At 62.7% G+C, this 23,726-nt stretch carries 12 protein-coding genes and 1 pseudogene; 9 read left to right on the top strand and 4 right to left on the bottom strand.

All coding sequences use genetic code 11. The features are described from left to right. Positions 1–67: 67 nt before the first annotated feature. Complete coding sequence (locus ACA058_RS22105) at positions 68–313, top strand: type II toxin-antitoxin system Phd/YefM family antitoxin (RefSeq protein WP_497635897.1); 246 nt, start codon at positions 68–70, stop codon at positions 311–313. Positions 314–443: 130 nt separating this feature from the next. Then, positions 444–623, top strand: a pseudogene (locus tag ACA058_RS22100) (type II toxin-antitoxin system HicB family antitoxin); the annotation flags it as partial. 50 nt (positions 624–673) lie between these two features. Here ACA058_RS22100 and ACA058_RS22095 read toward each other — a convergent pair. Next, positions 674–1,222 (bottom strand): RNA polymerase factor sigma-70, encoded by a 549-nt coding sequence (locus tag ACA058_RS22095; protein ID WP_497635896.1) that lies wholly within the window; start codon positions 1,220–1,222, stop codon positions 674–676. A 381-nt stretch (positions 1,223–1,603) separates the two neighbouring features. Here ACA058_RS22095 and ACA058_RS22090 point away from each other — a divergent pair, with 381 nt between their 5' ends. Together ACA058_RS22090 and ACA058_RS22085 are read left to right on the top strand one after the other, a co-directional pair. Beyond that, on the top strand, positions 1,604–14,599 hold the full coding sequence (locus ACA058_RS22090) for a non-ribosomal peptide synthetase (RefSeq protein WP_497635895.1): 12,996 nt from the start codon (positions 1,604–1,606) through the stop codon (positions 14,597–14,599). 205 nt (positions 14,600–14,804) lie between these two features. Beyond that, positions 14,805–15,617, top strand: coding sequence for an alpha/beta fold hydrolase (locus ACA058_RS22085; RefSeq protein ID WP_497635894.1), 813 nt, complete (start codon positions 14,805–14,807; stop codon positions 15,615–15,617). A gap of 103 nt (positions 15,618–15,720) precedes the next feature. On the opposite strand, the gene dsbG is transcribed toward ACA058_RS22085, so the two are convergent. The 3 genes from dsbG to dsbD are packed head-to-tail and all read right to left on the bottom strand — an operon-like array spanning position 15,721 to position 19,054. Further along, complete coding sequence (gene dsbG / locus ACA058_RS22080; protein ID WP_497635893.1) at positions 15,721–16,488, bottom strand: thiol:disulfide interchange protein DsbG; 768 nt, start codon at positions 16,486–16,488, stop codon at positions 15,721–15,723. Beyond that, entirely contained in the window at positions 16,464–17,318 is an 855-nt protein-coding gene (locus ACA058_RS22075; protein WP_497635892.1) for a prolipoprotein diacylglyceryl transferase family protein, read from the bottom strand. The genes dsbG and ACA058_RS22075 overlap by 25 nt, the downstream gene beginning before the upstream one ends. Further along, positions 17,318–19,054, bottom strand: a complete 1,737-nt coding sequence (dsbD, locus tag ACA058_RS22070; RefSeq protein ID WP_497635891.1) for a protein-disulfide reductase DsbD — start codon at positions 19,052–19,054, stop codon at positions 17,318–17,320. Before dsbD ends, ACA058_RS22075 begins: the two co-directional genes overlap by 1 nt. Positions 19,055–19,208: 154 nt before the next feature. Between dsbD and ACA058_RS22065 the strand changes: the two genes are divergently transcribed. From ACA058_RS22065 to ACA058_RS22045, 5 genes are all read left to right on the top strand, one after another. Beyond that, positions 19,209–19,889, top strand: a complete 681-nt coding sequence (locus ACA058_RS22065; protein ID WP_497635890.1) for a response regulator — start codon at positions 19,209–19,211, stop codon at positions 19,887–19,889. Then, positions 19,886–21,211 (top strand): ATP-binding protein, encoded by a 1,326-nt coding sequence (locus ACA058_RS22060; protein ID WP_497635889.1) that lies wholly within the window; start codon positions 19,886–19,888, stop codon positions 21,209–21,211. Before ACA058_RS22065 ends, ACA058_RS22060 begins: the two co-directional genes overlap by 4 nt. 121 nt (positions 21,212–21,332) lie before the next feature. Beyond that, entirely contained in the window at positions 21,333–21,815 is a 483-nt protein-coding gene (locus ACA058_RS22055) for a GNAT family N-acetyltransferase (protein WP_497635888.1), read from the top strand. A 57-nt stretch (positions 21,816–21,872) separates the two neighbouring features. Continuing rightward, positions 21,873–23,285, top strand: a complete 1,413-nt coding sequence (locus ACA058_RS22050; RefSeq protein ID WP_497635887.1) for an aspartate aminotransferase family protein — start codon at positions 21,873–21,875, stop codon at positions 23,283–23,285. 81 nt (positions 23,286–23,366) lie between these two features. Beyond that, positions 23,367–23,594, top strand: a complete 228-nt coding sequence (locus tag ACA058_RS22045; protein ID WP_033041979.1) for an MbtH family protein — start codon at positions 23,367–23,369, stop codon at positions 23,592–23,594. The last annotated feature ends 132 nt before the right edge of the window (positions 23,595–23,726 follow it).

The raw sequence follows: 23,726 nt of genomic DNA, 5'->3' as shown, positions 1-23,726 counted from the left end.
CGACTGATCCGTCACGAACCACCTGAACTGGAAAAATCAATCAGTGTCCTGAGTTGGAGTCTCAATCATGCAAAGCGCATCTGCCGAAATTGCCGTCAGCGTGTGTGAATTGAAGAAAGATCCCATGGCAGTACTGAGTGGCGCCCATGGCACTGCGGTCGCAATCCTCAACCATAATCGTGTCATGTGCTACATGGTCCCTGCCGATGTCTTCGAAGCCATGATGGAGCGGCTGGACGATCTGGATCTGGCGGAACTGGTCCGCGCTCGCCGTGACGAAACGGCCGTGCCGGTAGAACTGGATGACTTATAAGGTGCGTTTTGGCCCCAACGGTGTGGTCGCAACCTTCCACCGACCACCTCCCGACAAAGAAACCAAGCCCCATCAGGTGCGTGACGCTCCGGGCTTTCCTTAAACAGGCAGGAGTTACTCCGTGAGCATCATGAATTACAAAGGCTACGCCGCCCGAATTGAGCACAGCGACGAAGACGGCCTGTTTGTTGGGCGCATCGCGGGTATCAAGGATGTCGTGGGTTTTCACGGCGAGTCGGTCAGTGAATTCCGAGCGGCATTTGAAGAAGCTGTCACCGATTACCTGGAGACGTGCGCCAAACTCGGACGCGTAGCGAAATAGGTATCGGGCGTTTTCTATTTCAACCCGTCACCCCAACCTCAGCGACCAGCCACCACATCCGCCCGACTCCCCGACACCTTCCTGCAATGCACCAACGCATCCCGAATCATGAAGTTCACCAGCGTCGGCGACACCCCCAACTCCTTGGCAATGTCCTTCTGCGGCACGCCATGCAAGCGGTACATCTCAAAGGCATAGCGAGTCCGGCTCGGCAGTTCAGTCAATGCGTCGGCAATGTTTTCCAGGGTGGAGAAGTTGATGTGCGAGGTTTCCGGTGAGGCGCCCTGGATGACCACGTTGAGGCCTTCTTCTTCAGGGCCGGAATATTTCTGTTCCAGGGCCTGCTTGCGGTAGTGGTCGATGGCCAGGTTGCGCACGATCTGGAACAGGTAGCTGAGCTGCGCCTTGAACGAGGAGGTGATGTTCGGCGCCGATTGCAGGCGGAAGAACGCGTCTTGCACCACATCTTCAGCGCGCGAGCGGCAGCCGGTGATGCGGGCTGCAATCTTGACCAGTATCAGTCGATTGTCGACGAATGCTTGAAGTAGCGGCGAATCGCACCTGCTTGTGGACGCTTGTTCCGTCATGGAAATCACCTTGCTGCCAATAGGTTAGTGGGACGACAAGAAGGCCGGGGCCGCCCTACACATCGAGCGACAAATTAGGTTGAATGATAATGATTGTCAATTGAGAAAGAGAACTAATGCTCCTCAAAGGTGCAGAGTGAGAACTGCGACACGCTGTCGCGGCCCGGCCCGGTTGGCGCTCATGCCTGGCGACTAATTATTTCCAGACTTCATCCGTTCTCAAGGAAGAAATTGCACAGCGCAACCCTCATCACCCCGTAGGAGCGAGCTCGCTCGCGATGGTCGTCAATGATGACGATGGGCGCCTGACACCCCGCGGTGTTCTCCGGATTTTCGCGAGCAGGCTCGCTCCTACCAAGCCGAATTCAGGCAGGAAACCTCATGACCGACGCGTTCGAACTCCCCAGCACTCTGGTCCAAGCCCTCCAGCGCCGCGCGGCCCTGACGCCGGATCGGGTGGCCTTGCGTTTTCTCGCCGAAACCCAGGACCATGCTGTGGTGCTCAGTTATCGCGAGCTGGATCAGCGGGCGCGGACGATTGCCGGTGCGCTGCAGGCCGAGGCCGGTTTTGGCGATCGCGCGGTGTTGCTGTTTCCCAGTGGGCCGGATTACGTCGCGGCATTCTTCGGTTGCCTGTATGCCGGGGTCATCGGGGTGCCGGCCTATCCGCCGGAGTCGGCGCGTCGGCATCATCAGGAGCGCCTGCTGTCGATCATCGGCGATGCCGAGCCACGCCTGCTGCTGACCAGTGCCGGCCTGCGCGATTCGCTGCTGCAAATCGAAGGCGCGCCGCCGCTGTTGTGTGTCGATACCCTCGACAGCGCCCACGCCGAACGCTGGGTCGCGCCTGCCCTTGCAAACGATGACATCGCCTTCCTGCAATACACGTCCGGTTCCACCGCATTGCCTAAAGGCGTGCAGATCAGCCACGGCAATCTGGTGGCCAACGAATTGCTGATCCGCCACGGTTTCGGCATCGACCTGAACCCTGACGACGTGATCGTCAGCTGGCTGCCGCTGTACCACGACATGGGCCTGATCGGCGGCCTGTTGCAGCCGATTTTCAGCGGCGTGCCGTGCGTGTTGATGTCGCCGGCGTACTTCCTCGGCCGACCTCTGCGCTGGCTCGAAGCGATCAGTGAATACGGCGGGACTATTAGCGGCGGGCCGGATTTTGCCTATCGCCTGTGCAGCGAACGGGTCAGTGAGTCGGCCCTGAAGCGCCTCGACTTGAGCGGATGGCGCGTGGCGTATTCCGGGTCGGAACCGATTCGCCTCGACACCCTGGAACGCTTCGCCGAGAAGTTCGCCACCTGCGGTTTCACTGAAGACAGTTTCATGGCCTCCTACGGTCTGGCGGAAGCCACGCTGTTCGTTGCCGGTACTCCGCGCGGTCAAGGCATCGGCAACTTGCGGGTGGAAGATCAGGCCCTGGCGCAGAACCGTGCCGAAGCCGGCGAGGGCAGCGCGATCATGAGCTGCGGCATCAGCCAGCCGGATCACGCGGTGTTGATCATTGACCCGGCGTCGCTCAGCGAACTGGCTGACAACACGGTCGGCGAAGTCTGGGCCGCCGGGCCGAGCATCGCCCACGGCTACTGGCGCAACCCCGAGGCCTCGGCCAAGACCTTCGTCCAGCACGCCGGTCGTACCTGGCTGCGCACCGGTGACCTGGGCTTCATGCGCGACGGTGAGTTGTTCATCACCGGGCGCCTGAAAGACATGCTGATCGTGCGCGGGCACAACCTTTATCCACAGGACATCGAGCAGACCGTCGAGCGTGAAGTGGAGGTGGCGCGCAAGGGGCGCGTCGCGGCCTTCGCGGTGAATATCGACGGTCAGGAAGGCATCGGCATCGCTGCGGAGATCAGCCGTAGCGTGCAAAAAATCCTGCCGCCGGAAGCCTTGATCAAGGCCATCCGCCAGGCCGTGGCCGAGGCGTATCAGGAAGCACCGAGCGTGGTGGTGCTGCTCAATCCGGGCGCCTTGCCCAAGACGTCCAGCGGCAAACTGCAACGTTCGGCGTGCCGCAATCGCCTGGCGGATGGCAGCCTCGACAGTTACGCGGTGTTCCCTTCAGCGGTCAGCGAAAGCGCAGGCAACAGCGAATCCGGCTCGGTGTTGCAATGCCTGATCGGCCAGATCTGGTGCGAGCAGTTGCAGGTCAAACAGGTCTCTGCCGACGATCACTTCTTCCTGCTGGGCGGTAACTCCATCGCGGCCACGCAAGTGGTGGCGCGTTTACGGGAACAACTCGGCCTGGAGCTGAACCTGCGTCTGCTGTTCGAAGCGCCGACCCTTGGCGCGTTCGCCGAAGTGGTGGCCCGGCAACAGCAGGACGGTGGCCTCGCCCAAGGCGCGATCAGCACGCTGTCGCGCAGCGAGGCCATGCCGCAATCCCTGGCGCAGAATCGCCTGTGGATCACCTGGCAACTCGATCCGCAGAGCAGCGCCTACAACATCCCCGGTGCCTTGCGCCTGCGCGGCGAACTGGACGAAGACGCCCTGCGCGCAAGTTTCCAGCAGTTGATCGAGCGCCACGAATCCCTGCGCACGCGCTTCTTCGAACGTAACGGGGTGGCGTTGCAGCAGGTCGATGCGGCCGCTGAATTCAATCTGCAACGCATCGACATCAGCGATCTGCCGCTGGCCGAGCGTGAAGCCCGGGCGCTGCAAATCCGCGAGGACGAAGCGCGCACTCAGTTCGATCTGGAGAACGGTCCGTTGCTCTGGGTGACGCTGGTGCGCCTCGACGAGGAAGATCACCAACTGGTGGTAACCATGCATCACATCATCGCTGACGGTTGGTCGATGAATGTGTTGATCGACGAATTTTCCCGGCTGTACGCGGCGGCTGCGCAAGGACAACAGTCCACGCTCGCGCCACTGCCGACCCAGTACGCCGACTACGGCAGCTGGCAGCGCCAATGGTTGGCGCAAGGGGAGGGCGAGCGCCAACTGGCTTACTGGAAGGCGCAGTTGGGCGATGAGCATTCAACTCTGAACTTGGCCAGCGACCACCCGCGTTCGGCGCAACAGCTGCACAGCGCCGCCCGCCACACCGTGCGTCTGGGTGCGGCGCTGAGCGATGCCATTCGCCAGACCGCCCAAGCCCATCAGGCCACGCCGTACATGCTGTTGCTCGCCGCGTTCCAGGCCCTGTTGCATCGCTACAGCGGTCAGCGCGACATCCGCATCGGCGTGCCAAATGCCAACCGTCCGCGCCTGGAAACCCAGGGCCTGATCGGCTTCTTCATCAACACCCAGGTACTGCGCGCCGAGGTGGATTCGCGACTGCCATTCGTACAGTTGCTGGCGCAAACCCGGCAGGCCGCGTTGGGTGCACAGGCGCATCAGGACCTGCCGTTCGAGCAACTGCTCGAAGCCTTCCCGCAGGCGCGTGAACAAGGCCTGTTCCAGGTCATGTTCAACCACCAGCAGCGCGATCTCAGCGCCTTGAAACGCTTGCCCGGGCTGCTCGCCGAAGAGCTGCCGTGGCACAGTCGCGAGGCCAAGTTCGACCTGCAGTTGCACAGCGAAGAAGATCGCAACGGGCGCTTGAGCCTGTCCTTCGACTACGCCAGCGAGCTGTTCGATGTGGCGACCATCGAGCGTCTGGCCGAGCATTACAGCAACCTGTTGCGCGCGATCAGCGAGCAACCGCAAACCGCAATCGGTGACCTGCCACTGCTGACCGGACCTGAGTCCGATCAGCAAGCGCAGTGGACCGTTGCACCGTGCACGCGCGCCCAACGCTGGCTGCCGGAACTGCTCAACGAACAGGAACGCCTGACCCCGGATCGCACCGCGCTGCTGTGGGACGGCGGCAGCCTCGATTTCGCCGAGCTGCACACCCAGGCCAATCGCCTGGCCCACTACCTGCGCGACAAAGGCGTCGGCCCGGACGTCTGCGTGGCCATTGTCGCCGAGCGTTCGCCGCAACTGCTGATCGGCCTGCTGGCGATCATCAAGGCCGGTGGCGCCTACGTGCCACTCGATCCGGATTACCCGGCCGAACGCCTGGCCTACATGCTCAGCGACAGCGGCGCCGAGTTGCTGCTGACGCAAAGCCAATTGCTCGATCGCTTGCCAGCGACTGACGGCGTCAGCGTGATCGCGATGGACGCCCTGCATCTGGAAAGCTGGCCAATCCATACGCCGGGCCTGCACCTGCACGGCGACAACCTAGCCTATGTGATCTACACCTCCGGCTCGACCGGCCAACCGAAAGGCGTCGGCAACACCCACGCGGCCCTCGCCGAACGTCTGCAATGGATGCAGGACACTTACCGTCTGAATGAAACCGATGTGCTGATGCAGAAAGCGCCGATCAGTTTCGATGTGTCGGTGTGGGAGTGCTTCTGGCCTTTGATCACAGGCGCCCGGTTGTTGATTGCCGGGCCGGGTGAACACCGCGATCCGCATCGCATCGCGCAGCTGGTGCAAGCGTACGGCGTGACCACGCTGCACTTCGTGCCGCCGCTGCTGGCGTTGTTCATCGACGAGCCGCTCAGCGCCGAATGCACCAGCCTGCGTCGGCTGTTCTCCGGTGGCGAAGCGCTGCCGGCCGAACTGCGCAACCGCGTGCTGCAGCAACTGCCGGCCGTGCAATTGCACAACCGCTATGGCCCGACCGAAACCGCGATCAACGTGACCCATTGGCACTGCACAGCCGCCGATGGCGAGCGCTCGCCCATAGGCCGGCCGTTGGGCAACGTCGTCTGCCGTGTCCTCGACAGCGACCTCAACCCGGTGCCGGCCGGTGTGCCGGGCGAACTGTGCATCAGCGGCATCGGCCTGGCCCGCGGTTATCTGGGCCGTCCGGGCCTGACCGCCGAGCGTTTTGTGGTCGATCCCATGGGCGAGCAGGGCGCGCGTCTGTACCGTACTGGTGACCGTGCGCGCTGGACCTCCGACGGCGTGATCGAATATCTAGGTCGTCTCGATCAGCAGGTCAAACTGCGCGGCTTCCGTATTGAACCGGAAGAAATCGAAGCGCGGCTGTTGGCGCAAATCGGTGTCGCCCAAGCGGTGGTGCTGGTGCGCGAAACTTCAGCCGGTGGTCAGTTGATCGGTTACTACACTGCCGATTCCACTGAATCCGAAGAAGCCCAAACCACCCGCCTGAAAACCGCACTGGCGGCCGAACTGCCGGAATACATGGTCCCGGCACAACTGATGCGCCTGGACCAAATGCCCCTCAGCCCGAGCGGCAAACTCGACCATCGTGCCTTGCCGGAACCGCAGTGGCAGGTGCGAGAACACGTCGAGCCGGTAACGGAACTTGAACAGCAAATTGCCGGCATCTGGCGTGCAGTGCTGGGCCTCGGGCAAGTCGGCCTGCGCGATGATTTCTTCGCCCTCGGCGGCCATTCACTGCTAGCCACGCAAATCATTTCCCGCACGCGCCTGGCCTGCGACGTCGAGTTGCCGCTGCGCGCGCTGTTCGAACACAGTGAGCTTGGCACGTTTGCCGAACAGGTGCGCCTGATCCAGGCCAGCGGCCGTACCAACGAACAGCCGCCGATCGCCAAAGTCGACCGCAGCCAAGCGGTGCCGCTGTCCTATTCCCAGCAGCGCATGTGGTTCCTCTGGCAGATGGAGCCGGACAGCCCGGCCTACAATGTTGGCGGCATGGCGCGCTTGCGCGGGGTGCTGGATGTCGGGCGTTTCGAGGCTGCGTTGCAGGCCTTGATCCTGCGTCACGAAACCCTGCGCACCACCTTCCCGAGCATCGACGGCGTCGCGCGTCAGCAGGTGCATGCCTCAACCTGTGTGCGCATGGACTGCAAGGACTTCACCGCGCTGGATGTCGATGGCCGCGAGTGGCAAGTCCAGCAACTGGCCGACGATGAAGCGCACAAACCCTTCGATCTGGAAACCGGACCGCTGCTGCGCGCCTGTCTGGTAAAGACCGCCGAGCAGGAACATTACCTGGTGCTGACCCTGCACCACATCGTCACCGAAGGCTGGGCGATGGACATCTTTGCCCGGGAACTCAGTGCGCTGTACGAAGCCTTCGTCGACGACCGCGAATCACCGCTGGCAGCGTTGCCGGTGCAGTACCTGGATTACAGCGTCTGGCAGCGTCAATGGCTGGAGTCCGGTGAACGTCAGCGCCAGCTCGACTACTGGACGACGCAACTGGGCCGGGAGCATCCGCTGCTGGAATTGCCGGCCGACCGTCCGCGTCCACCGGTGCAAAGCCACCAGGGCGAGTTGTACCGTTTCGACCTGAGCGATGACCTGGCGGCACGGGTCCGCGCCTTCAATACGCAAAACGGCCTGACCCTGTTCATGACCATGACCGCCGCCTTGGCCACGCTGCTGTATCGCTATAGCGGCCAGACCGACCTGCGCATCGGCGCGCCGGTGGCCAACCGGATTCGCCCGGAAAGCGAAGGACTGATCGGCGCGTTCCTCAACACCCAGGTGCTGCGTTGCCAGCTCGACGGGCAGATGTCCGTCGGCGAGTTGTTCGAGCAGGTTCGTCACACCGTGATCGAGGGCCAGTCGCATCAAGACCTGCCGTTCGATCATCTGGTGGAAGCCTTGCAGCCACCGCGCAGCGCCGCCTACAACCCGTTGTTCCAGGTGATGTGCAACGTGCAGCGCTGGGAGTTCCAGCAGAGCCGCACCCTGGCCGGCATGACCGTGCAATACCTGGCCAACGATGCCCGCGCGACCAAGTTCGACCTCAACCTGGAAGTCACCGATCTCGACCATCGCCTCGGCTGCTGCCTGACCTACAGCACCGATCTGTTCGACGAGCCGCGCATTGCACGCATGGCCGCGCATTGGCGCAACCTGCTGCAAGCGCTGATTGCCGATCCGCAACAGCGCCTCAGTGAGTTGCCATTGCTCGACGCCGGCGAACAACAACAGCTATTCGACAGCCTTGGCGTCGAGCCGGGCGAGCATCGACTCGACCAGTGCATCCATGATCTGTTCAGCGAACAGGCACTGGCGCGCCCCGATGCGCCGGCACTGACCTTCGCCGGGCAAACCCTGAGCTACGCCGAACTCGACAGCCGTGCCAATCGCCTGGCCTGGATGCTGCGCGAGCGCGGTGTCGGCCCACAGGTGCGCGTGGGCCTGGCGCTCGAGCGTTCGCTGGAGATGGTAGTCGGCCTGCTGGCGATCCTCAAGGCCGGTGGCGCCTACGTGCCGCTGGACCCGGAATACCCGCTGGATCGCTTGCACTACATGATCGAAGACAGCGGCGTCGGTCTGCTGCTCAGTGACGCGGCGATGCTCCAGGCCCTTGGCGATTTGCCCGCGGGCGTCGGCCGCTGGTGCCTGGAGGAAGACTCGGCGGCGCTTGCCAATTATCCAGTCTCCGAACTGCCTAACATCAGCCTGGCGCAACATCAGGCGTACCTGATCTACACCTCGGGTTCCACCGGTAAACCGAAAGGCGTGGTGGTGTCCCACGGCGAAATCGCCATGCATTGCCGCGCCGTGATCGAGCGTTTCGGTATGCGCCCGGACGACTGCGAGTTGCACTTCTATTCGATCAACTTCGACGCTGCTACCGAGCGACTATTGGTGCCGTTGTTGAGCGGTGCTCAGGTTGTGCTACGTGCCCAGGGCCAATGGGACGCGGAAGAGATCTGCGGTCTGATCCACCGCCACAACATCAACATCCTCGGTTTCACCCCGAGCTACGGCAGCCAGTTGGCGCAGTGGCTGGCAACGCAAAACGCAACCCTGCCGGTGCGCATGATCATCACCGGCGGCGAAGCGCTGACCGGTGAACACCTGGCGCGGATTCGTGCAGCGTTCAATCCGAACCTGTTCTTCAACGCCTACGGCCCGACGGAAACCGTGGTCATGCCACTGGCCAGCCTGGCGCCCGAGGTGTTGGAGGAAGGCGCCGGCAGCGTGCCGATCGGCAGCGTGATCGGCGACCGCGTGGCGTACATTCTCGATGCAGACCTGGCGTTGGTGCCGCAGGGCGCGACCGGCGAGTTGTACGTCGGTGGTGCTGGCCTGGCCCAGGGTTATCACCAGCGTGCGGGCATGACGGCGGAACGCTTTGTAGCCGATCCCTTTGCCGGCAATGGCGGGCGTATCTACCGCACCGGCGACCTGGTGCGCCAGCGCGCCGATGGCCTGGTGGAGTACCTCGGGCGTATCGACCATCAAGTGAAGATTCGCGGTTTCCGCATCGAACTGGGCGAAATTGAAAGCCGTTTGCTGGAACATGAATCGGTGCGTGAAGCGGTTGTGTTGGCGCTCGATGCGCCGAGCGGCAAACAACTGGTTGGCTATCTGGTATCCGACGTCGCCGAACAGGACGAGTCGCAACAAACCGCACTGCGTGAATCACTCAAGTCGCACCTCAAATCCCAGTTGCCGGATTATATGGTGCCGACTCACCTGATCCTGCTGGCCAGCATGCCGCTGACCGCCAACGGCAAACTCGACCGCCGCGCATTACCGGCGCCAGACCCGGAGTTGAACCGTCAGCATTATGTGGCGCCAAGCAACGAACTGGAGCTGACGCTGGCACAGATCTGGTGCGAAGTGCTGAACGTCGAGCAGGTCGGGCTCAACGATAACTTCTTCGAGCTGGGTGGCGACTCGATTCTGTCGATTCAGGTGGTCAGCCGCGCGCGGCAGCAGGGCATTCACTTCAGCCCCCGCGACCTGTTCCAGCACCAGACCGTGCAGACCCTCGCCGCCGTGGCGACCCGCACCGAGCAGGTCATCGCCGAGCAAGGTTTGCTCAGCGGCGAGTCGCGTCTGACGCCGATCCAGCACTGGTTCTTCGACACCGCCATTCCCCAGCGCCAACACTGGAACCAGGCGTTGCTGCTGCAACCGAGCGTGACCCTGGAACCCCATCACCTGGAGCAAGCGCTGCTGGCGATCGTTGCACAGCACGATGCGTTGCGCTTGCGCTTCAGCCAGGTTGGCGGTCAATGGCAGGCGCAGCACCAGGCGATTTCCGACATGCCGGTACTGTGGCAAGTCCGCGTCTCGTCCATGGACAAATGCGCTGCCCTGTTCGCCGACGCCCAGCGCAGCCTGGATCTCGAAGACGGGCCATTGCTGCGCGTGTTGCTGGTCGATGGTCCCGACGCCCAGCAACGCTTGTTCATCGCAATTCACCACCTGGTGATCGACGGCGTTTCATGGCGCGTGCTGCTGGACGATCTGCAGAACGTCTATCGCCAACTCGACGCGCAACAGCCGGTGAAACTGCCGGCCAAGACCAGCGCCTTCAAGGACTGGGCCGCACGCTTGCAGGCCTATGCCGGCAGCGAATCCCTGCGTGAAGAACTGAGCTGGTGGCAGGCGCAATTGGCCGGGCCGAGCGCCGAATTGCCCTGTGATCGTCCTGAGGGCGGTCGACAGAATCGTCATGCGCAAACCGTCAGCGTGCGCCTAGACAGCGAGCACACCCGGCAATTGCTGCAACAGGCGCCGAGTGCTTATCGCACCCAGGTCAACGACCTGCTGCTGACCGCCTTGGCCCGTGTGCTGTGCCGTTGGAGCGGTCACGAATCGGCGCTGATTCAACTCGAAGGCCATGGCCGCGAGGCGCTGTTCGACGAGATCGACCTGACCCGCACCGTCGGCTGGTTCACCAGCGCTTACCCACTGCGCCTGACACCCTCGAACATCGAGGAGGCGGCCGGGCAGGGCGCATCGATAAAGGCGATCAAGGAGCAACTGCGTGCCGTGCCGCACAAAGGGCTTGGGTATGGCGTGCTGCGTTATCTGGCGGATGAGCCGAGCCGCCAGCGCATGGCCGAGCTGCCGGTGGCGCCGATCACCTTCAACTACCTGGGTCAGTTCGACCAGAGCTTTGCTGCCGATGCGCTGTTCCATCCGCTGGATGAAGCCATTGGCGCGGCCCACGATGCGCAGGCGCCATTGCCTAATGAGTTGAGCGTCGACAGTCAGGTCTACGGCGGCGAGTTGGTGCTGCGCTGGACCTTCAGCGCCGAACGCTATGCTCCACAGACCATCAGCGAGTTGGCCGATGCTTACCTGGGCGAATTGTGCAGCCTGATCGAGCACTGCCTGCGCGATGACGCGGGCGGCTTGACGCCGTCGGACTTCCCGCTGGCGAAACTGAACCAGGCGCAATTGGATGCTCTACCGATTCCAGCGGCAGTGATCGAAGACGTCTACCCGCTGACGCCGATGCAGGAAGGCATGCTGCTGCACACCCTGCTGGAACCCGGCACGGGCCTGTACTACATGCAGGATCGCTACCGCATCAACAGCGAGCTCGATGCGCAGCGTTTCGCCCAGGCCTGGCAAGCGGTGATCGCCCGCCACGAAGCCTTGCGCGCATCGTTCTGCTGGAACGTCGGCGAAGACATGCTGCAGGTTATCCACAAGCCGGGCAGCACGCCGATCGAATACCTGGACTGGAGCGAAATCGCCGCCGCCGAGCAGGAGCCGAAGCTGCAAGCCTTGCTAAAGGCCGAGCGCGAGGCCGGGTTCGATCTGCTCAATCAGGCACCGTTCCACTTGCGCTTGATCCGGGTGGGCGCGGCGCGTTACTGGTTCATGATGAGCAACCACCACATCCTGATCGATGCCTGGTGCCGTTCGTTGCTGATGAACGATTTCTTCGAGATCTACACCGCCCTCGGCGAAGGCCGGGAAGCGCAGTTGGCCGTGCCGCCGCGTTATCGCGACTACATCGCCTGGTTGCAACACCAGAGCCTGGCCGAAGCGCGGCAGTGGTGGAAAACCAACCTGCAAGGTTTTGAGCGGACCACGCCGATTCCGAGCGACCGACCGTTCCTGCGCGAACATGCCGGCGACAGCGGCGGCATGATCGTCGGCGACCGCTACACCCGCCTCGATGCCCGTGACGGAGCACGGCTGCGTGAACTGGCCCAGGCGCATCAGCTGACCATCAACACCTTTGCCCAGGCGGCGTGGGCCCTGGTATTGCGCCGGTTGAGCGGTGACCGAGACGTGTTGTTCGGTGTCACGGTGGCCGGACGTCCGGTGGAAATTCCCGAGATGCAACGCACCGTTGGCCTGTTCATCAACAGCATCGCGCTGCGGGTGAAGATGCCTGACGACGATCAGCGTTGCAGCGTGCGCCAATGGCTGAGCGGTTTGCTCGACAGCAACATGCAACTGCGTGAGTACGAGTACCTGCCGCTGGTGAGCATTCAGGAAAACAGCGAACTGCCCAAGGGCCAGCCGCTATTCGACAGCCTGTTCGTGTTCGAAAACGCCCCGGTGGAAGTCTCGGTGCTGGACCGTGCGCAAAGTCTGAATGCGACTTCGGATTCGGGCCGCACCCACACCAACTTCCCGCTGACGGCGGTGTGCTATCCGGGTGATGACCTTGGCTTGCACCTGTCCTATGACCAGCGTTATTTCGATGAGTCCACCGTCGAGCGCATGCTCGGCGAGTTCAAGCGCTTGCTGTTGGCGTTGGTCGAAGGCTTCCATGGCGATATGGCGGACCTGCCGCTGCTGGGTGCCGAAGAGCAGGACTTCCTGATCCACGGCTGCAACCAGAGCGAACACGCCTACCCCCTGGAGCAGAGCTACGTTGCATTGTTTGAAGCGCAAGTGGCTGCGCATCCGCAGCGGATTGCCGCCAGTTGCCTGGATCAGCACTACAGCTACCTTGAACTGAACCAGCGCAGTAACCGCCTCGGTCATGCGCTGATTGCGGCTGGCGTCGGACTGGATCAACCGGTGGCGCTGCTGGCCGAACGCAGCCTCGACTTGCTCGGCATGATCATCGGCAGCTTCAAGGCCGGTGCCGGTTATCTGCCACTGGATCCGGGGCTGCCGAGCCAGCGCCTGAGTCGCATCATTGATTTGAGTCGCACGCCGTTGCTGGTGTGCACTCGAGCCTGCCACGCACAAGCACTGGCGTTGCTGGATGAGTTTGGTTGCGCCAGTCGGCCTCGGTTGCTGGTTTGGGAAGAGGTGCAGGCGAGCGCTGTATCGGTGGTCAACCCGGGCGTCTACAGCGGGCCGGATAACCTGGCCTACGTGATCTACACCTCCGGCTCCACCGGTTTGCCCAAGGGCGTGATGGTCGAACAGCGCGGCATGCTCAACAACCAGTTGAGCAAGGTGCCGTACCTGAGCCTGAGCGTGGCTGATGTGATTGCGCAGACCGCTTCGCAAAGCTTCGATATTTCGGTCTGGCAGTTCCTCGCCGCACCGTTGTTCGGCGCGCGGGTGGACATCGTGCCGAACAGCATCGCCCACGACCCGCAAGGTTTGCTCGCCCACGTACAAAGCCAGGGGATCAGCGTGCTGGAAAGCGTGCCGTCGCTGATCCAGGGCATGCTCGCCCAGGAACGCATGAGCCTCGATGGCCTGCGCTGGATGTTGCCGACGGGGGAGGCGATGCCGCCGGAACTGGCGCATCAATGGCTGCTGCGCTACCCGGATATCGGGCTGGTGAATGCCTATGGCCCGGCGGAATGCTCGGACGACGTGGCGTTCTTCCGCGTCGACATGGGCTCCACCCGCGGCAGCTACTTGCCGATCGGAACGCCGACGGACAACAACCGCCTGTACCTGCTCGACGGTGCGCTGGAACTGGTGCCGCTGGGGGCAGTGGGAGAGTTGTGCGTCGCTGGCACCGGCGTCGGGCGCGGCTACGTCAGCGATCCGCTGCGCACGGCCCAGGTGTTTGTGCCGAACCCGTTCGGTGCACCGGGCGATCGCCTGTATCGCACCGGCGACCTGGCGCGCCGTCGCAGTGACGGCGTGCTGGAGTACGTCGGGCGTATCGACCACCAGGTGAAGATTCGTGGTTACCGCATCGAACTGGGTGAAATCGAAGCGCGCCTGCATGAGCGGCCGGAGGTCCGCGACGCGGCGGTCGGTGTGCAGGAAGGGGTCAATGGCAAGCATCTGGTGGGCTATCTGGTTGCGGCGGATTCGACGCTCAATCCGGCTGAACGTCTGGAGGGTATCAAGCAACGCCTGCGCGCGGAGCTGCCGGAATACATGGTGCCGCTGCACTGGCTGTGGCTCGACAAGCTGCCGCTCAACGCCAACGGCAAACTGGACCGCAAGGCCCTGCCGGCGCTGGAGATCGGCCAGTTGCAAAGCCAGGACTACCAGGCGCCGCGCAACGACCTGGAGCAGACTTTGGCGGATATCTGGGCCGAGGTGCTGAAGGTCAAGAAAGTCGGCATCCGCGACAACTTCTTCGAACTGGGCGGGCATTCGCTGCTGGCCACGCAGATCGCCTCGCGGGTGCAGAAAACCCTGCAGCGGGATGTGCCGCTGCGGGCGATGTTCGAATGCAGCACGGTGGAGGAACTGGCCGAGTACATCGGCGGGTTGGCGGCCAGCGATATCACCGAGGAGAAGGTGGATCGGTTGAATGATTTGATGGCGGAGCTGGAGGGGCTTTGACTTTCTAGCGCCTGCACTGGCCCCTTCGCGAGTAGGCTCGCTCCCACAGGTTCGTTGGTGAACACAATATGTGTCAACACCGCAAAACCCTGTGGGAGCGAGCCTGCTCGCGATGAGGCCGGTACAGACGCATACAATCGTGTGATTGACTGCGGACCGTCTGCCGCTCAATCTTCCGGCTTCATTTTCAAACGGAGCCACTGCGATGCCCTTCGTGACCCTGGACGGCCAACCCCTCCACTACATCGATCAAGGCACCGGCCCGGCGGTCCTGCTGGCCGGAAGTTACCTGTGGGACCAGGCCATGTGGGCACCGCAGATTGCCGCGTTGTCGCAACAGTACCGGGTGATCGCCCTGGACCTGTGGGGCCACGGTGAATCCGGGCCGCTGCCTGCCGGTACAACGTCGCTGGATCACATCGCCCGCCAGGCTTTGGCGCTGCTCGATCATCTGGACATCGATCGTGTGACCCTGGTCGGCCTGTCGGTGGGGGGCATGTGGGGTGTGCGTCTGGCGCTGTCGGCACCACAACGGCTCAACGGGCTGGTGTTGATGGGCACCTACGTCGGTGTAGAGCCGGAACCGACCCGGCAGCACTACTTTTCGCTGTTCAAGATGATTGAAGAAACCGGCGTCATCTCACCGCAGTTGCTGGATATCGTGGTGCCGATCTTTTTCCGTCCGGGCATCGATCCGCAGTCGGCGCTGTACCAGGAGTTTCGCGCCAAACTCGCCGCGCTGCCGCCTGAGCGGTTGCGCGAAAGCATCGTGCCGATGGGGCGGATTACCTTTGGCCGGGATGACCTGTTGCCGCGCCTGGGCGAGTTGAATGCCGCGACGACGCTGCTGATGTGTGGCGATCAGGACAAGCCACGTCCGCCGAGTGAAACGCAGGAAATGGCCGGGTTGATTGGCTGCCCGTATGTGCTGGTGCCGGAGGCGGGGCATATTTCCAATCTGGAAAACCCGGGGGGCGTGACCGAGGCACTGCTCGAGTTTTTAGCCCAGAGAAATTAGTCGTTAGTACTGACGCCATCGCGAGCAGGCTCGCTCCCACAGGTTTTGTGAGCGCCACAAGTCCACTGTGGGAGCGAGCCAGCTCGCGATGGCGGCGATGAGGTCACTTAGGCCCAAGAATCTTCGCCAGTTTATCCGGCGACGGCGCCCCTTGCTGTTGCTGCAACTCGCCCTTGTCATCCATGTAGAAAATCGCCGGAGTGGCTTGCAGCTCCAGGTCTTCCATCAGTTGCATATTGGCCGCGAGTTTCGCCTGAATCGCCGGCGGCACATTCTTCAAGGCCTTGAGCGAACTGCCCTTGCCAGCGGCTTCGTGGTCGTGCAGGGCCTTTTGCGGATCCTTGGCGGCGAGCAGCGCGGCGGATTTGCCCGGGCTGTCCTCACGAATGATCCCGACCATGATGTGCCGCAGCTGCACCTTGCCAGCCTTGACCCACGGCCGCGCCTGTTCCCAGAACATGCTGCAGTAAGGGCAGTTCGGGTCACTGAACATGTAGACGATCCGCGGTGCATCTTTCTTGCCATCGGCGATCCAGTTGCTCGCTTCCATCTTGCCCCAGACTTCCTTGGACATTGGCGCGTACACCAGTTTCTGCAACGGCGCGCTGCTCAGGTCATTGCCTTGCGCGTCGTACAGATTGCCCAGCAAAACGTGCTTGCCATCGGGCGTCAGGTACAGCGCCATGCCGCGGTTCTGGTATCGCGCCGCATAACCGCGCAAGCCGTCGGGGGCGTCGAATTGACCGACGATTTTCGCGCCCTTGGCTTCGATCTTCTTGATCGCCTCGGGCAGCTCTTCGGCCTGCACCGTCGGCAGGTGCAACAGGGCGGCGCCCAGGCTCAGGGTCAGCAGATGGCGGAGGCGGGGCATGGCAGTTTCCTTGAAGAAGTGGCAGGTACGGAATCGAAGTTTTCCAGGGCGCGGGCCAGGCTGGCTTGCGACAGCTCGCCCAGATGACTGCCCAGCAGGCGACCGTCGGGGCTATAGAAAAGCGTAGTTGGCAATGCCATGGAGCCGACGGCCTGACCCAGGCGACCGCTGCCGTCGAACAGTACGTTGGACAGGCTCAGGCCCTGGGTTTCCAGGAACGTGCTGACGCTTTGCATGCTTTCGGCCTGATTGACGAACAGGAAGGTCAGGTCAGGGCGCTGTTGCTGGGCGTGTTCCAGCACCGGCATTTCCCGGCGGCAGGGCGGGCACCAGGTGGCCCAGAGATTGATCACCAGCGGGCCGCCCTTGTAGTCCGCCAATTGCACGGTTTCACCGGCGGAATTGCGCAGGCTGATGTCCGGCAGGCGCGTGCCCTGTTCAAAAATGGTCAGCGAGAAGGTCGCCAGCAACCAGAACGCCAGGCCGCTGGCCACGCCGAAGCCCAGCGGACGGCGCAGGCCCGGGCGACGCCAGCCACGGTACAGCGTGGCGAGCACCAGCGCGATGACGCCCGGCCAGGCGAGGAAACCGCCGTCGCGCAGGTCGATGACCTGCCAGGGATCGATGCGATAGTGCGTCCAGTAAACGGCGACGAAACCGATCCGCGCCGCGAGCATGCCGATCAGGAACAGGCCGAACAGCACCGACTCAGGGTTCTCGCCACCGCGTTTGGCCACCCGCCAGCCGACGAACGTCGCCAGCACCAATGCACTGATCAGCAGCAGATGGTTAAGCGCGATGGCAAAGGTGCCGAGGGTAAAAGTCAGCATTAACGGGCGTCTCGGGTGGTGGTCCAGCGTTGCAGGAAAGTGTCGGCATTGACCTCGCCGGTGATGCGCTGGCTGCGCCGCTCGATGCCGTCGACACCTATCCACAGCAAGCTCGGTGGGCCTGGCACTTTGTAACGGCCGAGCAGTTCGCGGCTGGCGGCATTGTCGGCGGTGACGTCCAGTCGGAGCAAGCGCACGTCGCTCAAGGCTTCCAGGACATGAGCTTTGCCGAAGACCTGTTTTTCCATGACCTTGCACGACACGCACCAGTCGGCGTAGTAGTCCAGCAGCACCCATTGGCCCTGCACTTGCGCCGCGTCGAGTTCCCGTTGCAGGGAAGCAGGGTCCTTGATCGTGGTAAAGGCGTCGTGGCCGGTCGGCACGGCGGCGACGGCCGAGCTGGAAGCGCGGAAGACCTGCAACGGCTTGAACAGATCATCACTGCCTCCCGCCGCGCCGATCATCAACAGGCTGCCCCACAAACCAAGCAGGAGCGAGGTGGCGCCGAACAGATGAGCGATGCGCCCGAAACCGTCTGACTGCTTCCAGGCGCTGTAAGCCGCGATCAGCAGCAATGCACCACACAAGCCGACCCACAGCGATTCATCCAGCACCGGGCGCAGCATCAGCAACGCCGTGGCGAGGAACAGGAAGCCGAAGATGCCTTTTAACAGGTTCATCCAGGCGCCAGGCTTGGGCAGGAAGCGATTGCCAACCGTCACCAGCAGCAACAACGGCACACCGATGCCGATGCCCATGGCAAACAGGATCAACCCACCGTGCAGCGCGTTGCCGCTCTGCGCGATATAGAGCAGCGCGCCAGCCAGCGGCGCGGTCATGCACGGGCCGACCAGCAGACCGGACAACGCGCCCAGCGCGCCAGCGCCGATCAGGCTGCCACCGCGCTGATTGCGTGAGACGTGTTCCAGTCGATCGCGCACGGCCACCGGCAGTTGCAGCTCGAAGAAGCCGAACATCGGCAACGCCAGCAGCACGAAAATCGTCGCGAAACTGCCCAGCAGCCAAGGGTTTTGCAACCAGGCTTGCAGGTTCGCCCCGAGGGATGCAGCCAACACACCCATCGCCGCGTACACCAGCGCCATGCTCACCACATAACTGCAGGCCAGGGCTACGCCGCGCCTCGGCGTAGCGCCGCTGCCGACGATCAATCCAGCCAGAATGGGCAGCATCGGCAGCGAACACGGGGTGAACGCCAGCAGCAGGCCCAGACCGAAGAACACCAACAGGCTCCAACCCAGTGCACGTTGCTGCAGATTGCTGGCCAGGGCCTGGTCCGGCGCTTCATTGGCCGTACTCAGGGCATTTGAGTTGCCCAGGTCCACAATCCTGGTTTGCGGTGGATAACACAGCCCGGCATCGGCGCACCCCTGGTAACCGACCTTGACCTGACCGCTGGCGCCCGCAGGGATCTTCAGTTCCAGGCCTTGACGGTAGACCTGCTGTTCACCGAAAAACTCGTCGCTGTGGGCTTCGCCCTCCGGCAACGCTGGATGCTGGTCGACAGGCAAACCGTCGAACTTCAACCGTTTCTGATACAGGTAATAGCCATCGGCAATCTGCCAGAACAGCTGGGTTTCGCCGGACTCAAGGCGTTCAGAGGTGAGAACGAACGCTTTGTCGACGGGGAGAAAGTCGGGTTTTGTCTCGAACGGATTGCTGCCAGCCTGGGTCAGGCCGGAGAATAGCAGGGCGACGAGAAGAATCAGCTGACGCATGGAAAAGCCTTATCCTTTAGCAAGTGGGCTGCACAATGGGCGGTGGCGATTAACCGATGATTAACCCTGGCCGCCTTGTGGCAGGGGCACTTGCGGCATAATGTCCGCTTAATCGGTCACCGGCCTAATCAGCTTTATTTACACGAGGCTTTCCATGCACGTACTGGTTTGCGAAGACGATGAGTTGATTGCCAGCGGCATCGTCGCCGGCCTGACAGCCCAAGGCCTGACCGTAGAACATGTCGCCACCGCGTCGGCGGCCCGGGCGATGCTCAAGGTGGCCGAATTCGATGTCATGGTGCTTGACCTCGGGCTGCCGGACGAAGACGGTCTCAAGCTCTTGCAGCAACTGCGCCACAACGGCCTGGAGTTGCCGGTGCTGATCCTCACGGCCCGCGACTCGGTAACCGATCGTGTCGACGGCTTGCAGGCCGGTGCCGACGATTATCTGCTCAAGCCGTTCGACCTGCGCGAACTCGCTGCGCGTTTGCACACGCTGTTGCGGCGGGTGGCCGGACGCAGCGTCAACCTGATCGAGCACGGTGCCCTGACTTACGACCCGAGTAGTCGCGAAACCACCCTTGGCGGCCAGTCGGTGGACCTGTCGCGCCGCGAGCAGTCGCTGTTGCAGGCGCTGCTGCATAACCGCGGCCGGGTGCTGTCGACCGAGCAGCTCAAGGACAGCGTCTACGGTTTCAACGATGAACTGGAGAGCAATGCCCTCAACGTCCATATCCATCACCTGCGGCGCAAGCTCGGCAACGGCATCGTCGAGACCGTGCGCGGCCTGGGTTATCGCCTGGGGCCGGCCGATGGCGGAGATCAATCAAAGTGATGAGCCTGCGTTTGCGCCTGAGCCTGACACTCGGCGGCGCTTTTGCCCTGATCTGGGCCTTGGCTGCGGCCTGGATGCTCAGCGATTTGCGCAATCAGATGATGTTTTCCCTCGACCAGCGCCTGGTGGCGTCGGCGCGCATGGTCGCCGGGCTCATGGAGCAATTGCCAGCGTTGCCGAGCAAGGGCGAGGGCACCCATTTCAGTGCCGAACAACTGAATATTCCCGGTGGCATGGCGTGTCAGGTCAGTTCTCTGCGGGGTGAAATCCTCGCCCGCAGCCACAGCGATCCGGGGCAAACCCTGGAAGCCGAGAAAATGGGTTTCCACGATCAGATCATCGACGGCGCGCCGTGGCGCAGTTTCACCCTGGCCCGTGGCGACCTGCGGATCACCACGGCCGACCGGCAGATCGAACGCGAGGCGCTGAACATGTCGATCCTGCTGGCCGCTTCAGTGCCGGTGGGCGTGGCGCTGCTCGGTTGCCTGTGCCTGCTCTGGCTCGGCATCGGCCAGGGACTGGCGCCGCTCAACCGCATGCGCGACGCCTTGATGCGCCGCAGCCCCGACTCCTTGGAGCCTTTGCAGGTCCAGCCGTTGCCCAGCGAACTGCAACCGTTGCTCGACACGCAGAACCAGTTGTTCCAGCGCATCGGCAAGACCATCGAACGCGAACGTCGACTGACCGGTGACGCAGCCCATGAATTGCGCAGCCCGCTGACCGCGATCAAGACCCACCTGCAAGTGGCGCGCATGACCGAAGGCGCGGCCCGGGATCAGTCCCTGGCCCGGGCCGAAGAGGGTGCCGATCGCCTGCACCGCACGCTTGAACAATTGTTGTTGCTGGCGCGGGTCGAGGGCAGCCTGTCATTTGATGATGGCGTGCAGTGCAATGCCGAGCAGGTGGCGAAACTCGCAATTCAGGACACGGCCGGTGGTGATCGTCAACGCATCAGGCTCCAGCTGCCGACCAGGGTCTCTCACGCCCCGGTGAAAATGCCCGCGGTGCTGTCGATTGCGGCACTGCGCAACCTGTTGGACAACGCCTTGCGCCATACACCGGGCGACGGGCCGGTGGAGCTGAGCCTGCAAACCACCGGTAACCGCGTGCAGTTCGTGGTACGCGACCATGGCCCGGGCATTGCCGAAGACGACCTGCAACACCTGACCCAACGCTTCTGGCGCAACGGCCAGAGCAACGGCTGCGGGCTCGGCCTGGCGATTGTCCAGGCAATCGTCCAGCGCTGCGGCTGCTCCCTGCGTTTCGACAGTCGGCCGGATGGATTGCGGGTGGAGCTGACGATGCCGTTGCAACCCGTCTAAAACACCACAAAACCTCCTACAGGGATCTCTGTCGCACATCAAATGTAACTTCTCTCGATTGGCCGCCCGGACCTTGCAGGGCTATCGTTGCTCATACTCAATGGATTGAGGTGACCGCACCATGGAAGCATCCGTACGCACCTGCAAGGCAACCCCGGCCGACGCCGGCATCATCAGTCGCATCATCGAGCGCTCCATTCGGGTCGGTTGCGCGCTCGACCATCGCAACAACCTGCGAACCGTTGCCAACTGGACCCACAACAAGACCATCGAACACATTCTTCCCTGGTTCACCGACCGGCGGTTGTACCTGAACATCGCGCTGTTACAGGACAAGCCCGTGGGTGTCGCCATGGCCGCCAGCAACGGCAAGGTAGCGTTCTGTTACGTACTACCGGAATGGTTTCGTCGCGGAGTCGGGCAGGCGCTGGTGCGCGATCTCGAAGGCTGGTTGATCGAACAAGGCCTGCGTCATTCACGACTCAACAGCACCCGCACCGGCGAGGCCTTTTACCGGCGCCTGGGTTATCAGGCGTACGCCAAAGCGTTCGCGGTAGCGGGCCTCTATGCCATCCCCATGCACAAAGCGTTGCCTGAGGTCTAAATCCTCGGGCTCCTGATGCGTTTCCAGAACAGGAAAACCTTATTGAGGGGTCGAGAGATGTCAGTCGCTACCAGGCTTATGGAAGACCAGTCGGCCCGGATTGCTCCGGTGCCGGCCGAGACGCTTTATCAGTTCAACGAATCGCCGTTGCTGGCGCGTCAAAGACAGCAGGAGTCCAACGCCCGCAGTTACCCGCGACGTATTCCCCTGGCACTCAAGCGCGCCAAGGGCCTGTATGTCGAAGACGTCGAAGGCCGCACGTTCATCGATTGCCTGGCCGGCGCCGGCACGCTGGCCCTGGGGCACAACCACCCGGTGGTGATCGAAGCGATCCAGCGCGTGCTGAGCGACGAACTGCCGCTGCACACCCTGGACCTGACCACGCCGGTCAAGGATCAGTTCGTCCAGGACCTGTTCGGCTTGTTACCGCCAGCCTTGGCGGCTGAAGCGAAGATCCAGTTCTGCGGTCCCACCGGTACCGATGCGGTGGAAGCTGCGCTGAAACTGGTGCGGACGGCCACCGGCCGCAGTACCGTGCTGTCGTTCCAGGGCGGCTACCACGGCATGAGCCAGGGCGCGCTGAGCCTGATGGGCAGCCTCGGGCCGAAAAGGCCCTTGGGCGCCTTGCTCAGTAGCGGCGTGCAGTTCATGCCATACCCTTACGATTTCCGTTGCCCGTTTGGCCTGGGTGGCGCGCAGGGGGTGAAGGCCAACCTCAACTACCTGGAAAACCTGCTGAACGATCCCGAGGCCGGCGTGCAACTGCCGGCGGCTGTGATCGTTGAAGTGGTACAGGGGGAGGGCGGAGTCATTCCGGCCGATCTCGACTGGTTGCGCGGCTTGCGCCGGATTACCGAAAAAGCCGGCGTGGCGTTGATCGTCGACGAGATTCAGAGCGGTTTTGCCCGCACCGGCAAGATGTTTGCTTTCGAGCACGCCGGGATCATTCCGGACGTGGTGGTGATGTCCAAGGCCATCGGCGGCAGCTTGCCATTAGCCGTGGTGGTCTATCGCGACTGGCTCGACACCTGGCTGCCGGGCGCCCATGCCGGGACCTTCCGTGGCAATCAAATGGCGATGGCCGCCGGTTCCGCCGTGATGCGTTACCTGGTCGAACACAAGGTTTGCGAACATGCCGCCGCCATGGGCGAACGCCTGAGCGAGCACCTGCGCATCCTGCAGAGCGATTTCCCGCATCTGGGCGATATTCGTGGTCGAGGCCTGATGCTCGGTGTGGAGCTGGTAGATCCGACCGGCGCGCCGGATGCCCTAGGTCATCCACCGGCGTTTGCGCGACTGGCGCCGCTGGTGCAGCGCGAATGCCTAAAACGCGGCTTGATCCTTGAGCTGGGTGGCCGCCATGGTGCCGTGGTGCGCTTCCTGCCACCGCTGGTGATCACCGCCGCAGAAATCGATCGAGTGGCCGAGATATTCGGCAGGGCCTTGGCTGCTGCCACAGTCAGCCTCTAAATTTTCCGGGCCCTGGAACGTTCCTTCTACATAGCGGCTGCATATAGCGTACAGCCCACCCTACAGCGATGGAGAGACAGCATGACGTCAGTATTCGACCGTGAGGACATCCTCTTTCAGGTCGTGGTCAACCATGAAGAACAATACTCGATCTGGCCCGACTACAAAGCGGTGCCTGAGGGGTGGCGTACCGTGGGCAAAAGCGGGCTGAAAAAAGAATGCCTGGCCTACATTGAAGAGACCTGGACCGATATGCGTCCGCTGAGTCTGCGCCAGAAGATGGACGAGCAGGTGGCTGTGGCGCACTGAGTCAATCGCCTGAAAAAAGCCCGCTGAACCGGAACGGTCAGCGGGCGTTTTTAAAGGATCGCAGCCTTCGGCAGCTCCTACAGGACGCACATCTTTTCCCTGTAGGAGCTGCCGAAGGCTGCGATCTTTTGA

This window comes from Pseudomonas sp. LBUM1649 (assembly GCF_059716155.1).
Note: the sequence above shows the minus strand (reverse complement) of the source record. Positions and strands in the feature narration are given on the sequence as shown.

Excerpts from the sequence above, each read along its gene's own strand:
- ACA058_RS22105 (WP_497635897.1), top strand. The coding sequence starts at position 68 with ATGCAAAGCGCATCTGCCGAAATTGCCGTCAGCGTGTGTGAATTGAAG.
- ACA058_RS22095 (WP_497635896.1), bottom strand. The coding sequence starts at position 1,222 with ATGACGGAACAAGCGTCCACAAGCAGGTGCGATTCGCCGCTACTTCAA.
- ACA058_RS22090 (WP_497635895.1), top strand. The coding sequence starts at position 1,604 with ATGACCGACGCGTTCGAACTCCCCAGCACTCTGGTCCAAGCCCTCCAG.
- ACA058_RS22085 (WP_497635894.1), top strand. The coding sequence starts at position 14,805 with ATGCCCTTCGTGACCCTGGACGGCCAACCCCTCCACTACATCGATCAA.
- dsbG (WP_497635893.1), bottom strand. The coding sequence starts at position 16,488 with ATGCCCCGCCTCCGCCATCTGCTGACCCTGAGCCTGGGCGCCGCCCTG.
- ACA058_RS22075 (WP_497635892.1), bottom strand. The coding sequence starts at position 17,318 with ATGCTGACTTTTACCCTCGGCACCTTTGCCATCGCGCTTAACCATCTG.
- dsbD (WP_497635891.1), bottom strand. The coding sequence starts at position 19,054 with ATGCGTCAGCTGATTCTTCTCGTCGCCCTGCTATTCTCCGGCCTGACC.
- ACA058_RS22065 (WP_497635890.1), top strand. The coding sequence starts at position 19,209 with ATGCACGTACTGGTTTGCGAAGACGATGAGTTGATTGCCAGCGGCATC.
- ACA058_RS22055 (WP_497635888.1), top strand. The coding sequence starts at position 21,333 with ATGGAAGCATCCGTACGCACCTGCAAGGCAACCCCGGCCGACGCCGGC.
- ACA058_RS22050 (WP_497635887.1), top strand. The coding sequence starts at position 21,873 with ATGTCAGTCGCTACCAGGCTTATGGAAGACCAGTCGGCCCGGATTGCT.
- ACA058_RS22045 (WP_033041979.1), top strand. The coding sequence starts at position 23,367 with ATGACGTCAGTATTCGACCGTGAGGACATCCTCTTTCAGGTCGTGGTC.